Source organism: Candidatus Planktophila sulfonica, from assembly GCF_002288065.1.
GTDB lineage: Bacteria > Actinomycetota > Actinomycetes > Nanopelagicales > Nanopelagicaceae > Planktophila > Planktophila sulfonica.
Map to the genome: position 1 here is coordinate 629,836 of NZ_CP016773.1, position 16,282 is coordinate 646,117.

Sequence of the window (16,282 nt, forward strand, 5' to 3'; positions counted from 1 at the left end):
AAAACGACATGACTGACCTAATCGATGACCTTAAATGGCGCGGGCTTATCTCGCAGACCACAGATGAAAAGGAGCTTCGTGAAGCTCTGAAGAAGCCGATCACTCTCTATTTAGGCACTGACCCAACCGCACCCAGCATTCACGTAGGAAACCTTGTAGTCCTCCTCGTTCTCCGCCGCTTCCAGTTAGCTGGCCACCACACGCTTCCATTGATCGGGGGAGCGACCGGTCTTGTGGGAGATCCCAGCGGAAAGAATGAAGAGCGCACACTGAATACAACCGATGTTGTCGAACAGTGGGTTAAGCGCATGACGGCTCAACTCTCTAAGTTTATGGATTTCGAAACCAAGGTAAATCCAGCAAAGATGGTCAATAACCTTGACTGGACTGCGCCGATGTCAGCGATCGAATTCTTACGCGATATTGGAAAACACTTCAGTATCAATCAGATGCTCAATAAGGATTCAGTTTCAACGCGTCTTGAGAAAGATGGAATTTCGTACACGGAATTTTCTTACCAAGTGTTGCAATCAATGGATTTCCTTGAGCTCTACCGCAGTTATAACTGCACACTTCAAATCGGTGGTTCAGATCAGTGGGGAAATATCACTGCGGGTCTTGATCTCATCCGTCGTGCAGAAGGAGGATCTGCACACGCACTTACAGTTCCACTACTGACTAAAGCTGACGGTTCCAAGTTCGGTAAGACTGCAGGTGGTGCTGTATGGATTGATCCTGAAATGACATCGCCATATGCCTTCTTCCAATACTGGTTGAACTCAGATGATAAAGATGTCATCAAGTTCCTTAAGGTCTTCTCATTTAAATCTCGTGAAGAGATCGAAGCACTGGAAAAAACACATAACGAAAACCCTGGTGCACGCGAAGCGCATCGCGAACTCGCGCGTGAATTAACATCACTTGTGCATAGTCCCGAAATTGCGCAGCGCGTTGAAGCTGCAGCACGTGCGTTATTCGGACAAGGTGATATCACCGAACTCGATGAAGCGACGTTATCTGCAGCCCTTGCAGAACTTCCACGAACTCAAGTGAAAAGTGGCGAAGAGATTCCAACATGGGTAGATCTATTGGCAGCCACTGGTGTTGTTGACTCTAAATCGGCCGCTCGACGCATCGTTAAAGAAGGTGGCGCATATCTCAATAATGAGAAGATCTCTGGCGAAGATTTCCGCCTCGAAAAAAGCCACTTTTTATGCGGAAAATATGCAGTTTTACGTAAAGGCAAGAGAGACTTGGCGGCTGTCGAGCTCATTTAAGTAAATTCTTACCCCGAAAAACCTCACTTTTTACGCATAAAAGTGAGGATTTTTCGTATTTCGACCCAATTTGGCCATTTCGGGGTGATTGCCAGTAGCCCGATTTGACCTGTATGGGGGAGAGACCTATAGTTACGCTCCTTGCTGTGGAACGGACACGAAAGTGGTCGTACAGCATTTCCTCCAGATTAAGGCCATTACCGCCGTTTTGACGTGCGCGTAGCCATGGACTAGATTTGGCGGTCTGCCCTGAAAAGTGGAAGAGATTCCGCAAAGCAGTGCGCATCCGTACCTTGAGAACTCAACAGCGTGCCATAAGTCAATGCCAGAGAATGGTGTTAATTCGCCATTCTCTAAATAAATACTTCAATGAAGTATGTACCAGACACTATTTATAGCGTCTGGAAATACTCGTTGATTTCCTTTGGTAAAGACAAAATAAACGACAGTTTGTTTGTCTCGTAAGCCATGAACAAAACTTTCTATGGAGAGTTTGATCCTGGCTCAGGACGAACGCTGGCGGCGTGCTTAACACATGCAAGTCGAGCGATGAAGCACCTTCGGGTGTGAATTAGCGGCGAACGGGTGAGGAACACGTGAAGAATCTGCCTTCAACTCTGGGATAACTCCGGGAAACCGGGGCTAATACCGGATATGAGCCTTGATCGCATGATCGGGGCTGGAAAGTTTTTCGGTTGAAGATGACTTCGCGGCCTATCAGCTTGTTGGTGAGGTAATGGCTCACCAAGGCGACGACGGGTAGCCGGCCTGAGAGGGCGACCGGCCACACTGGGACTGAGACACGGCCCAGACTCCTACGGGAGGCAGCAGTGGGGAATATTGGGCAATGGAGGAAACTCTGACCCAGCGACGCCGCGTGAGGGATGAAGGCCTTCGGGTTGTAAACCTCTTTCAGTAGGGAAGAAGCGAAAGTGACGGTACCTACAGAAGAAGCACCGGCTAACTATGTGCCAGCAGCCGCGGTAATACATAGGGTGCAAGCGTTGTCCGGAATTATTGGGCGTAAAGAGCTCGTAGGTGGTTCGATACGTCGGATGTGAAAATCAGGGGCTCAACCCCTGACCTGCATCCGATACGGTCGAGCTAGAGTTTGGTAGGGGAGACTGGAATTCCTGGTGTAGCGGTGGAATGCGCAGATATCAGGAGGAACACCGATGGCGAAGGCAGGTCTCTGGGCCAATACTGACACTGAGGAGCGAAAGCGTGGGGAGCGAACAGGATTAGATACCCTGGTAGTCCACGCCGTAAACGGTGGGCGCTAGTTGTGCGAACCTTCCACGGTTTGTGCGACGCAGCTAACGCATTAAGCGCCCCGCCTGGGGAGTACGATCGCAAGATTAAAACTCAAAGGAATTGACGGGGCCCCGCACAAGCAGCGGAGCATGCGGCTTAATTCGACGCAACGCGAAGAACCTTACCAAGGCTTGACATATACAGGAATATGGCAGAGATGTCATAGCCGCAAGGTCTGTATACAGGTGGTGCATGGTTGTCGTCAGCTCGTGTCGTGAGATGTTGGGTTAAGTCCCGCAACGAGCGCAACCCTCGTTCTGTGTTGCCAGCATTTAGTTGGGGACTCACAGGAGACTGCCGGGGTTAACTCGGAGGAAGGTGGGGATGACGTCAAATCATCATGCCCCTTATGTCTTGGGCTGCACGCATGCTACAATGGCTGGTACAAACGGCTGCAATACCGCAAGGTGGAGCGAATCCGAGAAAGCCAGTCTCAGTTCGGATTGGGGTCTGCAACTCGACCCCATGAAGTCGGAGTTGCTAGTAATCGTAGATCAGCAACGCTACGGTGAATACGTTCCCGGGGCTTGTACACACCGCCCGTCACATCACGAAAGTCGGTAACACCCAAAGTCAGTGGCCCAACCGCAAGGAGGGAGCTGCCAAAGGTGGGATCGGTGATTGGGATGAAGTCGTAACAAGGTAGCCGTACCGGAAGGTGCGGCTGGATCACCTCCTTTCTAAGGAGCATCGAGTAGAGAAGCTAATAGTTAGCTTCATTAAACTACTCGGCTCATAAGTGGAGCATTGACTTAGGTTTATTTAAGATTTCGCAATTAGTACAGCCTTCGGGAGTGGAAAATTAGCGTTTATCGAATTTCAACTAGGCACGTTGTTGGGTCCTGAGGGGACGGCTAGCGCCAAACCTCTGGACTTAATAAGAAGAGATACTGCGAATTTATTCGTAAGTCTCAACTCTTATTGAGTACCGCCCGTATTTTGAGAACTACACAGTGGACGCGAGCATCTTTGTGGAAAAATTATTAAGCGCACATGGCGGATGCCTTGGCATCAGAAGCCGATGAAGGACGTAGTAGGCTGCGATAAGCCTCGGGGAGCTGTCAAACGAGCTTTGATCCGAGGATTTCCGAATGGGGAAACCCAGCTGGAGTAATGTCCAGTTATTTCCGCCTGAATATATAGGGTGGATAAAGGGAACGTGGGGAAGTGAAACATCTCAGTACCCACAGGAAGAGAAAACAACCGTGATTCCGTTAGTAGTGGCGAGCGAAAACGGAAGAGGCCAAACCAATACTGTGCCAAGCCGGCAGGCGTTGCAGTATCGGTGTTGTGGGACCAGTTAGATCAGACTGCCGTTTGATCAAAGAGTCAAAAACTAGCTAGGTAGATGAATGGTGTGGGAAAGCCAGTCATAGAGGGTGAGAACCCCGTAGTCGAAACTTAGTTAACTCTTTACTGGTATCCCAAGTAATACCGAACTCGAGGAATTCGGTATGAATCTGGCGGGACCACCCGCTAAGCCTAAATACTCTCTGATGACCGATAGCGGACTAGTACCGTGAGGGAAAGGTGAAAAGAACCCCGTAAGGGGAGTGAAATAGAATCTGAAACCGTGTGCGTACAAGCCGTTGGAGCGACGAAAGTTGTGACAGCGTGCCTTTTGAAGAATGAGTCTACGAGTTAGTGTCGTGTTGCAAGGTTAACCCGTCGAGGGGAAGCCGTAGCGAAAGCGAGTCTGAATAGGGCGATTCAGTAGCACGATCTAGACCCGAAGCGAGGTGATCTACGCATGGCCAGGTTGAAGCGCGGGTAAGACCGCGTGGAGGACCGAACCCACTAATGTTGAAAAATTAGGGGATGAGCTGTGTGTAGGGGTGAAAGGCCAATCAAACTTCGTGATAGCTGGTTCTCTCCGAAATGCATTTAGGTGCAGCGTTGCGTGTTTCTTACCGGAGGTAGAGCTACTGGATGGTCGAGGGGTCCTACAAGATTACCAACATCAGCCAAACTCCGAATGCCGGTAAGTGAGAGCGCAGCAGTGAGACTGTGGGGGATAAGCTTCATGGTCGAGAGGGAAACAACCCAGAATAGCAACTAAGGTCCCAAAGCCTGTGCTAAGTGGAAAAGGATGTGAAGTCGCATAGACAACCAGGAGGTTGGCTTAGAAGCAGCCACCCTTAAAAGAGTGCGTAATAGCTCACTGGTCAAGTGATTTCGCGCCGACAATGTAACGGGGCTCAAGCACAGCACCGAAGTTCTATCATTCAAGCACTACCCCGATCGCAAGATCCAGGGGCTTGGATGGGTAGGAGAGCGTTGTGTGGCTGGTGAAGCGGCAGAGGAATCTAGCCGTGGAAGCCACACAAGTGAGAATGTAGACATGAGTAGCGAGAGAGGGGTGAGAAACCCCTCCGCCGAAAGACCAAGGGTTCCTGGGCCAGGCTAATCCGCCCAGGGTAAGTCGGGACCTAAGGCGAGGCCGTCAGGCGTAGTCGATGGACAACTGGTTGATATTCCAGTACTCGCTTATTTTCGCCCAGGACGAGGCAACTAATGCTAAGGCCGTGAAGTTGATCTGGCTTTTGTCAGATTGATGGAACCGCTGACCCAGTGTTGTAGTAGTTCAGCAATGGTGTGACACAGGAAGGCAGTCCAGCCCGGGCGATGGTTGTCCCGGGGTAAGGTCGTAGGGCGTTACGTAGGCAAATCCGCGTAACACATGCCTGAGAGCTGATGCCGAGCCGTAAGGCGAAGTGGATGATCCTATGCTGTCAAGAAAAGCATCTAGCGAGAAAATAAGTGACCCGTACCCGAAACCGACACAGGTGGTCAGGTAGAGAATACCAAGGCGATCGAGATAATTATGGATAAGGAACTCGGCAAAATGCCCCCGTAACTTCGGGAGAAGGGGGGCCCTTTGACGTGTAGGAGTTTTCCTCCGAAGCGTTGGAAGGCCGCAGAGACCAGGCTCAAGCGACTGTTTACCAAAAACACAGGTCCGTGCGAAGTAGCAATACGATGTATACGGACTGACGCCTGCCCGGTGCTGGAAGGTTAAGGGGACTGGTTAGCCGCAAGGCGAAGCTGAGAACTTAAGCCCCAGTAAACGGCGGTGGTAACTATAACCATCCTAAGGTAGCGAAATTCCTTGTCGGGTAAGTTCCGACCTGCACGAATGGCGTAACGACTTGAGCGCTGTCTCATCCGTAAACTCGGCGAAATTGCATTACGAGTAAAGATGCTCGTTACGCGCAGAAAGACGGAAAGACCCCGGGACCTTTACTATATCTTGATATTGGTGTTCGGAACGGTTTGTGTAGCATAGGTGGGAGACTTTGAAGCGGGCACGCCAGTGTTTGTGGAGTCATCGTTGAAATACCACTCTGATCGTTTTGAACTTCTAACCTCGGTCCGTAATCCGGATCAGGGACAGTGTCTGGTGGGTAGTTTGACTGGGGCGGTCGCCTCCTAAAAAGTAACGGAGGCGCTCAAAGGTTCCCTCAACCTGGTTGGCAATCAGGTGTCGAGTGTAAGTGCACAAGGGAGCTTAACTGTGAGACAGACATGTCGAGCAGGTGCGAAAGCAGGAACTAGTGATCCGGCGGTGGCTTGTGGAAGCGCCGTCGCTCAACGGATAAAAGGTACCCCGGGGATAACAGGCTGATCTTGCCCAAGAGTCCATATCGACGGCAAGGTTTGGCACCTCGATGTCGGCTCGTCTCATCCTGGGGCTGGAGTAGGTCCCAAGGGTTGGGCTGTTCGCCCATTAAAGAGGCACGCGAGCTGGGTTCAGAACGTCGTGAGACAGTTCGGTCCCTATCTTCTGTGCGCGTAAGAAACTTGAGAAGGGCTGACCCTAGTACGAGAGGACCGGGTCGGACGAACCTCTGGTGTGTCGGTTGTTCCGCCAGGAGCACCGCCGATTAGCTACGTTCGGAAGGGATAACCGCTGAAAGCATCTAAGCGGGAAGCTCGCTTCAAGATTAGGTTTCTCATTGGTTTACCAAGTAAGGCCCCCAGGAGACTACTGGGTTGATAGGGTGGAAGTGGAAGAGCCGTAAGGCTTGGAGCTGACCACTACTAATAGGCCGAGGATTTAACTACAAAGTTGCTACGCGTCCACTGTGTGGTTCTCGAGATACGGTCGAGAACCACGAACATAAGAAGATCAAATTAATTTTTGATCAGACTTACTTTTCGTAGGTTCATGCCAAAAACTCAATAGCGTTTCGGCGACCATAGCGAGAGGGAAACACCCGGTCCCATTCCGAACCCGGAAGTTAAGCCTCTCAGCGTCGATGGTACTGCACGGGTGACCTTGTGGGAGAGTAGAACGTCGCCGGACTTCTTTTATAAAAAGGGGCGCTTATTTTTAAGCGCCCCTTTTTTATTTCTCAAACGTTTTTACAACGCTTTAGAAATGTAGAAGTTAAACTTAACTAGATGCCAAAAGCATCAAAAAATTGGAGTGAGCAATGGAAGAGCGTCCACGCAACAGCGATCGATCAAGCAGCGATCGACCAGCGCGACCATCAAACGGTCGCCCTTCTTCACGCCCATCCTCATCAAGACCATCGAGCGGCCGTCCATCATCGGATCGTCCAAGCTCTGGCCGTCCATCTTCATCCAGACCTTCATCTTCTCGCCCGCAATCTCGCGAAGATCGTCCAGCTCGTGGCGGTCGCGATGACCGCGCTGGCGCAACGCGCCAAGTTTCACAGGGCCGCGATGTCAGCGATCCACGCGGGTTTCGTCCAGCTCCACAAGAACGCGATCAATCGCGAATTCGTCCACGCATCTTTGAACCAGATATTCCTGAAGATGTTACAGGCGAAGAGCTCGAGAAGAGCGTTCGTGCAGAGCTATTAAGTCTCTCTGCTGAAAATGCAAAGGTTGTTGCGCGTCATATGGTCTGCGTCAATCTGTATATGGATATTGATCCAGAACTTTCACATAAGCATGCAGTTGCTGCAGCACACCATGCAGGTCGTCTTGCAGTGGTTCGCGAAACTGCGGGTTATGCCGCATATCGCGCAGGTCATTATGAAATCGCACTGAAAGAGTTGCGCGCATCAAACAGAATCTCCGGCGATGTTTCGATGTGGCCAGTAATGGCTGACTGCGAACGTGGCCTTGGAAACCCTCTAAAAGCCTTGAATTTGGCTGGTTCAGACGAGGTCAAACGATTGGCAAAGCCTGAAGAAATCGAAATGCGCATCGTCGCATCCGGTGCACGTCGCGATCTCGGTGAATTCGATGCAGCCGTTGTTACCTTGCAATGTAAAGAGTTAAAGAATGAGAGCGAAGATTGGGCATTCCGTCTTCGCTACGCATACGCAGATGCGCTCGAAGCTGCAGGACGCTCAGAAGAAGCGCGCGAATGGTTTTCGAAGTGTGCAGATCTCGATCCTGAAGACGAGACCGATGCGCGCGAACGTTCACAGCAGTAGAGATATCCACATACTTCTTTAAACTCTGAAAGTTCGTCAGAGCAATACTCAATCATCGCCCCTTCATCTATTGAAAGGGTTTATATGGCTGCCACAAAGAGCGTTGCAAAGAAGACAGAGAAGAAGAGCGAGCAGATTGAAGAAGAAGTTGATTATTCACTCAACGATTTGCTCCTTCGAGGCCGTGTCTCAGCTCCTGCGACAACTAAAGAATTGCCAAGCGGAGATAAGGTCGTTGAATTTCGTTTAATTGTCACTCGGTCTGAACGCGAAGGCGTCGACACCCTCGATATCGCAGCCTGGAGCGCAAAGATGCGAAAAGCAGCCCTGACCCTCGAAGGGGATGAATGGATTGAAGTTTCAGGCTCGATTCACCGTCGTTTCTGGCAGAGCCCAACAGGCGTTGCCAGCCGTTGGCAGATTGAGGCTGCTGAGATTGTCCGCCTCTAGTCGTATGGAATCGATACTCTTACGTCATGGCAAAGGCCCCTATTACCGAGATCTTCTCAACCCTCAAGAGCTATGCCCAGAAGCTCTCTGATGGCGAACGCACACCTGCTGAGATCGCCACCGCCCTCAACGATTGGGCGCACGAGAGCGCAGATTCTGTGCGAGCGAAGATTCACGAAGAGGTAGAAGCTGCTGTCCTTAAGATGGGTTTTGTAAAGCGCGAAGAGTTCGATGCCCTTGCAAAAGAAGTCGCTGCTTTGAAGAAGAAATCTCCAGCCAAGAAAGCTGCAAAGAAATCTCCAGCTAAGAAGATTGCTAAGAAGGCACCTACAAAGAAGGCGGCAAGTCGATGACAGAAGAGAATGAAGTAGACCTCGTTCAAGAAGTTCGTACAGAACTTGATGAGATTGATGCCAGCGACCTCTCTGAACATTCAGCGCGTTTTGAGGCGCTCCACGAAAAACTTCAAGAGTCACTCAAGTCAATCGATAACCTCTAAGAACTCACATAATGAAGACTCGTCTCGATGCAGAACTAGTTCGTCGCGAACTTGCACGTTCGCGCGAACATGCTGCTGATTTAATCGAGTCGCGTTCTGTACTTGTTGGTGGAATTCCAGCCACAAAGCCAGCGACCCAAGTTGATGCCGAAACTTCCATCACCATTCAAGGCGATCGCGATGATTTCGTATCTCGCGGTGGCCATAAATTGGCAGGCGCTCTTGATGCATTCACTGGCGTTGCGGTTGAAGGAAAGACTTGTCTCGATGCGGGTGCGTCCACTGGTGGTTTCACCGATGTCTTATTGCGACGTGGTGCAGCACTCGTGGTCGCAGTAGACGTTGGTTACGGACAGCTGGCGTGGGAACTCCGACAGGACCCACGAGTGAAAGTCCTTGATCGCACCAATATTCGCCACCTCACCGGTGAACAAGTCGGTGAAGGTATTGATTTAGTTGTAGCAGACCTCTCTTTCATTTCACTCTCACTCGTATTGCCTGCCCTGGCTGCGGTATCAAAGCCAGAAGCAGATTTTGTTCTGATGGTAAAACCACAATTCGAGGTTGGCCGCGAAAAACTTGGTGCTGGGGGAGTCGTACGTGATCCAGCACTTCGTCGCGGAGCTGTTCTCGATGTCGCAGAGTCCGCTTACGACGTTGGTCTTGGAACTATGGGCATCGCTGCAAGTCCGCTTCCAGGTCCTGCAGGTAACGTTGAATACTTCTTATGGTTACGTCGCGGAGCACCTGAAATTGATGAGGCCGCCCTCGATACTGCGATTGCTATGGGACCTGCCTAATGACTATTCGTTCAGCCGCGCTAGTAATTAGCCCATCACGCGCCGAAGCAATTGCTGCTGCGAAGGAACTTGCACCACTTCTCTATTCTGCGGGTTTCTCGCTCTACACAATCTCTGATGTCTCAATCGAAGGTATCAAGAAGGTTGCTCCATCTGATCTTCCAGAAATTGAGATCGCTGTTGTTCTTGGTGGCGATGGCACCATTCTTCGTGCTGCTGAAATTACTTTGAGCAGAAATATTCCATTACTCGGAATCAATATGGGTCATGTCGGTTTTATGGCAGAAGTACAGCGACCAACTATCTCTGCAATCGCAGAAAGCATTATCTCTAAAAGCTATGTCTCAGAAGATCGCATGATTCTACGTTTCTCCGTCGAACGGGCTGGCAAAGAGATCGGAAAAGGTTGGGCACTTAACGAAGTGACAGTCGAACGTGATGGCACAACCATGGTCGAACTCTTCGTTGAAATCGATAGCCGCCCACTTTCGCATTGGGGTTGCGATGGGCTCATCTGTTCAACTCCGACTGGTTCTACCGCCTATGCATTTAGCGCAGGTGGGCCAGTGCTGTGGCCTGAAGTCGATGCACTTGTCTTGTTGCCAATCTCTGCTCACGCACTCTTCTCGCGTCCTATGGTCGTTTCGCCAAAGTCTGAAATTGTCGTCACCATCGAATCAACAGAGGCGCTTCTCTCAGCAGATTCTCTGCGCAAAATTCCACTTCAGAAGGGTGATCGCGTTCTCATTACTCGCGATGTTCAGACAATCAAGCTCTCACACGTTTCAAAGACGCTTTTCACAGATAGATTGGTAGCAAAGTTCAAACTTCCCGTTGAAGGTTGGCGCGGTGAGTGAACGTTCTTATCTAGAAGAGATTTCTATCCGCAATCTCGGAATTATCGAACAATCTGAACTCGAGCTCGGTCGAGGGCTTAATGTTCTCACTGGCGAAACCGGTGCTGGAAAAACAATGATTTTGACAGCTCTCAACCTTGTGCTCGGAGGCAAGAGCGATAGTTCGCTCGTGCGACATGGTTCTGAACGACTCGTTGCTACTGCGCAATTTTCGGTAACGAAGGATTCTAAAGATCAACTCGATGAAATCGGAGCCGAAGTTGATGGATCTTCACTCATCGTTACCCGCACGGTCAACAGCGACGGCAAGAGCAAAGCATCATGTGGGGGAGTTACGGTTCCGGCAGGGACTCTCGCCGATGTCACTGAGCCTCTGATCGAAATTCATGGGCAATCAGCGAACTCGCAGATCGTAAAACCCGCCCGACAAAGAGAGCTCCTTGATCGTTTTGGTGGAACTGCAGTGGCTTCATCGCTCTCTGATTACCAAGAGAAATACTCCGAATATCTAGAACTTAAAGAGCGCATCAAAGCGATGAAGGCATCTGCCAATAAGCGAGATGGTGAGATTGCAGAACTCGAAGAATTCCTAGCCGCCTGGGTAAAACTCAAAGCTGTACGCAACGAACCTTCTAGCGTTGAAGATGAGATCAAGCGACTTTCTAGCGTTGAAGACTTACGAATTGCATCAAGTGGCGCAATGTCGGCTCTCGATTCTGAAGAATCCGGAGCCTTGACTCTGCTTCATTCCGCCCGACGTTTCCTTGATGCCGCTAAGGGAAAAGATTCAAAGCTGGAAGAGATCGCAGAACGCGTAGCAGAATCACTCTTCATCCTCGATGATGCGTCATCTGATTTGGCATCGTATGCAACATCTCTTGAAGCGGACCCTGAACGTCTGGATTTCCTGCAGAATCGAAAAGCAGAGCTCAATCTCTTTATTAAGAGATGGGGCGGCGCCGAAAGCGCTGATGAGGAACTTGTTCTCCTTGCCGCAAAAGCTAAATCAGGTAAGGAATCAATCGCAGATCTTAAGGGTGGCGACGAACGCATTGCAGAGTTAGAAACTGAACTCGCAAAAATAAAGAAGAGCCTTTTGGCCGCTGCGCAAGAATTATCTAAGGCAAGAAGCGCTTCTGCTGAATCACTGTCACAATCAGTGACATCTGAGATTCAGGCACTTTCTATGCCGCACACTCGATTCTTTGCAGAAGTTATCTCTCCGGATTATTCCGGCGCTCTAAAGGAAAGTGATTTCACACAATTAGGTTGCGATGAAGTTTCTATGCAAATCCAGGGACAAGTTGATGGACCGAAGATTGCACTTGGAAAAGGCGCAAGCGGTGGCGAAATGTCTCGCATCATGTTGGGACTTGAAGTTGTCATCGCTAAATCACATCCAGTCGGAACCTATATCTTCGATGAAGTCGACGCAGGTGTTGGCGGAAAAGCTGCGATTGAAGTTGGTAAGCGCCTGCATGCACTTGCACAGAACTCTCAAGTTATTGTCGTTACGCATTTACCTCAGGTGGCGGCATGGGCCGATACTCACTTTGTCGTAAAGAAGAGCAGCGATGGATCCGTTGTTCAGTCTGGCGTCTCGAAACTTGGACAATCCGAGCGCGTTGAAGAGATTGCGCGCATGCTGGCAGGGCTTGAAGAATCCTCAAGTGCGCGAGAACACGCCGCCGAATTGCTAGCTATGCGAGGCTAAGCCTCAGAGAGCTATAAGATGGTCTTCCATGAGCCAAGCGCATGTGACTAAACATATTTTCGTAACAGGCGGAGTCGCCTCAAGTCTTGGCAAGGGCCTCACAGCTTCATCATTAGGTCGCCTTCTGGTCGCGCGCGGTATCCGCGTCACCATGCAGAAGCTCGATCCATATCTCAACGTAGATCCAGGCACCATGAATCCTTTCCAGCACGGTGAAGTATTTGTCACCGATGATGGCGCTGAAACGGATCTTGATATCGGCCACTACGAACGTTTTCTCGATCGCAACCTCGAAGGTTCAGCGAACGTCACGACAGGCCAGGTTTATTCACGAGTCATTGCGCGCGAACGTCGCGGTGAATATCTAGGTGAGACTGTTCAAGTTATTCCGCATATCACCAATGAAATTAAAGAGCGCATGCTCGCAAATGATTCAGCCGATGTAGATGTGGTCATTACTGAAATCGGTGGAACTGTTGGTGATATTGAATCGCAGCCATTCCTTGAAGCTGCTCGCCAACTTCGCCAAGAAGTAGGCCGCGATAACGTTTTCTATCTGCACATTTCGCTCGTTCCGTATATTGGGCCATCAGGAGAGTTGAAGACAAAGCCGACACAGCACTCAATCGCAGCTCTTCGCAGCATTGGTATTGCACCAGATGCAGTGGTTCTCCGTTGCGATCGACCAATCCCTGAAGGCATCAAGAAGAAGATTTCGCTGATGTGCGACGTCGATGTTGAAGCGGTAGTTGCAGCCGTCGATGCTCCATCAATCTATGACATTCCGAAGGTTCTATTCACCGAAGGCCTAGATTCCTATATCGTCCGTCGACTTTCACTCGGTGGACATGAGGTTCAATGGGGAGAATGGGATGACTTGCTTAAGCGTGTTCACTCTCCAAAGCACCACGTAAAAGTTGCTCTCGTTGGAAAGTACATCGATCTTCCAGATGCTTATCTCTCTGTTTCCGAAGCTCTTCGCGCAGGTGGATTCGCCAATGAAGCGAAGGTTGAAATTGTTTGGGTTCCAAGTGATGAATGTGAAACACCGGAAGGTGCGAAGAAATCACTTGGCGAAATCGATGCAATCTGCGTTCCTGGTGGATTCGGTATTCGCGGAATTGAAGGAAAACTTGGGGCGCTTAAATTTGCTCGCGAAAACAAAATCCCGACTCTTGGACTCTGTTTAGGTTTGCAGTGCATGGTTATTGAAGCTGCTCGAAACCTTGCCGGAATCAAGGATGCAAACTCTGCAGAATTCTTAGGCGATAGCGGAACACATGTCATCGCAACTATGGATGATCAGAAAGATATCGTTGCCGGTGGGGGAGATATGGGTGGCTCGATGCGCCTAGGTCTCTACAAAGCAACACTCACACCTGGCTCAATTGTTGCCGGCGTCTATGGTGCGACTGAAGTTTCTGAACGTCACCGCCATCGCTATGAAGTGAATAATCAGTATCGCGATCAAATTGCAGCGGCTGGCCTTGTCTTCTCTGGCATGTTTGCAGATCGTGACCTTGTTGAGTTCGTAGAACTACCTCGCGAAGTTCATCCATATTACGTTGGTACTCAGGCTCACCCAGAGCTTCGATCTCGACCAACGCGTCCACATCCGCTCTTTTCAGGGTTGATTGCAGCAGCACTCGTCCGTAAGGGCGCTCACTAAATTACAGTTGTGCAATGAAGTTCGAGGCAGCACGCAGCTCTTATCTCGATCAACTGCGTATTGAACGAGGGCTTTCTAGTAATTCAATATCTTCCTACACTCGTGATCTAGCAAAGTTCGAGCTATTTCTTCAAAACTCACGTAAAGATTTTGTGAACCTCACGGCACAAGACCTCACCGACTTTGAAGTCTCACTCAAAGCTATGGGACTGGCGCTTTCGAGCATCAATCGGACCTTGTCTGCCGTTAAGGGCTTCTACAAGTACGCATCTGTTGAATTTGATATCTCTAATCCAACTCTTGAGATAGTCAGTGCGAAGATTGCAAGGAAACTTCCTAAAGCGCTTTCAGTAGATGAAGTAACGAACTTGATTGAATCTGCAAAGCGAGAAGGTGATCCCATTTCACTTCGAGATTTCGCGATGTTGGAACTGCTTTACTCATCGGGTGGCCGTGTAAGTGAAATAGTAGGAGTAAATACCGGTGACATTTCTGTCACGCAGACCGATGATGGTGATGTAACGGTCTTGAAGTTGCGGGGGAAAGGCTCCAAAGAACGCCTTGTTCCACTCGGCAAATTCGCAGTCGCAGCAATTGAAGACTACTTCACGCGCACTCGACCAGCGTTAGCCGCTAAGAATTCAAAATCCGAACCAGCTCTCTTTCTTAACGCTCGCGGAAAACGATTATCAAGGCAGAGCGCATGGCAGATAGTTCTAGATGCTGCAGTTGCAACAGGGCTCGAAGGCAAAGTTAGCCCTCACGTTTTCAGACATTCATATGCGACACATCTACTTGATGGAGGCGCAGATATTCGCGTGGTGCAAGAGTTGTTGGGCCATTCATCAGTTACAACAACACAGATTTACACACTGATTACAATCGATAAAGTGCGCGAGACGTACAGCACCGCACACCCCAGAGCAAAGTGAAGCTAAGGAGTTATTAAATCCCGCGAAGGCGACGAGCAAGAATGCTCTGATCGCCCTTTGCTTCAAGGTCAGCGATTATCACTGCGATTGATTCGCGAACGATACGGCCGCGATCTACTGCAAGCCCTAGATCTCCGCGAAGCATGAGGCGCGCTTGATCGAGATCGAAGAGTTCATCTGTAGATAGATAGACAGTGATCTTCTCTTCATGAAGTTCGCGACCAGAAGGTGACTTCTCGGCGGCTGTAACGCGACGACGAGAAATGGTGCGAACACCCTTCTTTGTCTTCGGTGCAGCGCTCTGTGTTACCGGTGTAACTGGAGCTGAAGTTTGGATTGGTTCCGCAACTTGGCGAACTGCGCTCAGTGCTGGTGTGTTTGCACGGAAGAGTTCATCCGCACCTGGCAAGCTAGCTCTACGTGTCATCGGGCGCCTCCTCGGGCAATTAGTTCACGGGCAAGACGGCGGTATGACTGCGCACCACCTGAAGAAGATGCATAAGCAGTAATCGGTTCGCCTGCAACGGTTGTCTCAGCGAAACGAATTGTCTTTGCAATGATTGTTTCAAATACATCTTCAGGATATTTCTCAAGGATTGCCGTAAGAACCTCGCGGTTATGTAGAGTCTTACGGTCGTACATAGTTGCGAGGATTCCAATTAACTTAAGTTCAGGGTTAAGGAAGCTACGAACCTTGTCGATATTTCCCTTAAGTTCGATAAAGCCGTGCAGGGCGAAGTATTCGCATTGCAATGGAACGATAACTTCATCAGAAGCCACGAGTGCGTTGATTGTGAGTTGACCCATTGTTGGTTGGCAGTCAATCAAAATCACGTCGTACTCTGAGCGAAGGCGACCGAGTGCGCGCTTTAGATATTGCTGGCCACCGATTTCAGCGCCGAGAGTTGTTTCAGCTGTTCCCAAATCGCGGTTAGCTGGAAGAAAATCAAGACCGGCAACTGATGACTTCAGAACAATCTCATCGATATTTGCATCCGGTGTCATGAGTGCGTAATAAACAGTGTTCTCAAGTGGAAGTGCGTGTGCATTTACACCGAGACCAAGAGAGAGACCGCCTTGCGGGTCGAAGTCCACGAGAAGAACGCGACGTCCTAGTTCTGCGAGCGCTGCACCTAGGTTAATAGTTGACGTTGTCTTACCGACTCCACCCTTTTGGTTGAAGATCGAAATGACCTTTGCATCGCCATGTTCTGCAATAGGAGCAGGGATTGGAAAATTATGGGGTTCGCGCCCGAGGAGAGTGGCGGTAGTGGCCACATCATCATCAAATGTCGATTTAGCGTTCAAGCGAGAAACCTCTTTTCAGTTGTCGCGACTCTACGCGTAAAGCGCGACGAA

At 50.0% G+C, this 16,282-nt stretch carries 12 protein-coding genes and 3 rRNA genes; 13 read left to right on the top strand and 2 right to left on the bottom strand.

What is annotated here, in order from left to right:
- Positions 1-8: 8 nt before the first annotated feature.
- The 13 genes from tyrS to A1sIA56_RS03195 all read left to right on the top strand — a co-directional run bounded on the left by tyrS (position 9) and on the right by A1sIA56_RS03195 (position 14,923).
- Entirely contained in the window at positions 9-1,277 is a 1,269-nt protein-coding gene (gene tyrS / locus A1sIA56_RS03140; protein ID WP_095673502.1) for a tyrosine--tRNA ligase, read from the top strand.
- 481 nt (positions 1,278-1,758) lie between these two features.
- Positions 1,759-3,271: ribosomal RNA gene (locus tag A1sIA56_RS03145) — 16S ribosomal RNA — on the top strand.
- 293 nt (positions 3,272-3,564) lie between these two features.
- Positions 3,565-6,656 (top strand): 23S ribosomal RNA (locus A1sIA56_RS03150).
- Positions 6,657-6,780: 124 nt separating this feature from the next.
- A 5S ribosomal RNA gene (gene rrf, locus A1sIA56_RS03155) occupies positions 6,781-6,897 on the top strand.
- The 16S, 23S and 5S rRNA genes sit together here, the layout of an rRNA operon.
- Positions 6,898-7,027: 130 nt before the next feature.
- Complete coding sequence (locus tag A1sIA56_RS03160) at positions 7,028-8,002, top strand: tetratricopeptide repeat protein (protein WP_223298477.1); 975 nt, start codon at positions 7,028-7,030, stop codon at positions 8,000-8,002.
- An 84-nt stretch (positions 8,003-8,086) separates the two neighbouring features.
- Positions 8,087-8,452 carry a single-stranded DNA-binding protein gene (locus A1sIA56_RS03165; protein ID WP_095673503.1) on the top strand — a complete coding sequence of 122 codons (366 nt, stop codon included), beginning with the start codon at positions 8,087-8,089 and terminating at the stop codon, positions 8,450-8,452.
- 26 nt (positions 8,453-8,478) lie between these two features.
- Entirely contained in the window at positions 8,479-8,805 is a 327-nt protein-coding gene (locus A1sIA56_RS03170) for a hypothetical protein (RefSeq protein WP_095673504.1), read from the top strand.
- Positions 8,802-8,951: a hypothetical protein gene (locus A1sIA56_RS06955; RefSeq protein ID WP_190277022.1), complete on the top strand. Its 150-nt coding sequence runs from the start codon at positions 8,802-8,804 to the stop codon at positions 8,949-8,951. The genes A1sIA56_RS03170 and A1sIA56_RS06955 overlap by 4 nt, the downstream gene beginning before the upstream one ends.
- Positions 8,952-8,962: 11 nt before the next feature.
- Entirely contained in the window at positions 8,963-9,751 is a 789-nt protein-coding gene (locus tag A1sIA56_RS03175; protein ID WP_095673505.1) for a TlyA family RNA methyltransferase, read from the top strand.
- Positions 9,751-10,608, top strand: a complete 858-nt coding sequence (locus A1sIA56_RS03180; RefSeq protein WP_095673506.1) for an NAD kinase — start codon at positions 9,751-9,753, stop codon at positions 10,606-10,608. The genes A1sIA56_RS03175 and A1sIA56_RS03180 overlap by 1 nt, the downstream gene beginning before the upstream one ends.
- Complete coding sequence (gene recN / locus A1sIA56_RS03185; RefSeq protein ID WP_095673507.1) at positions 10,601-12,322, top strand: DNA repair protein RecN; 1,722 nt, start codon at positions 10,601-10,603, stop codon at positions 12,320-12,322. The genes A1sIA56_RS03180 and recN overlap by 8 nt, the downstream gene beginning before the upstream one ends.
- A 28-nt stretch (positions 12,323-12,350) precedes the next feature.
- Complete coding sequence (locus tag A1sIA56_RS03190) at positions 12,351-13,991, top strand: CTP synthase (protein ID WP_095673508.1); 1,641 nt, start codon at positions 12,351-12,353, stop codon at positions 13,989-13,991.
- Between the two features lie 14 nt (positions 13,992-14,005).
- Entirely contained in the window at positions 14,006-14,923 is a 918-nt protein-coding gene (locus tag A1sIA56_RS03195) for a site-specific tyrosine recombinase (RefSeq protein ID WP_095673509.1), read from the top strand.
- Between the two features lie 13 nt (positions 14,924-14,936).
- Here the strand turns inward: A1sIA56_RS03195 and A1sIA56_RS03200 are convergent, their stop codons facing one another.
- Positions 14,937-15,350, bottom strand: coding sequence for a hypothetical protein (locus A1sIA56_RS03200; protein WP_095673510.1), 414 nt, complete (start codon positions 15,348-15,350; stop codon positions 14,937-14,939).
- Positions 15,347-16,231, bottom strand: a complete 885-nt coding sequence (locus A1sIA56_RS03205; RefSeq protein WP_095673511.1) for a ParA family protein — start codon at positions 16,229-16,231, stop codon at positions 15,347-15,349. The genes A1sIA56_RS03200 and A1sIA56_RS03205 overlap by 4 nt, the downstream gene beginning before the upstream one ends.
- Positions 16,232-16,282 lie beyond the last annotated feature (51 nt).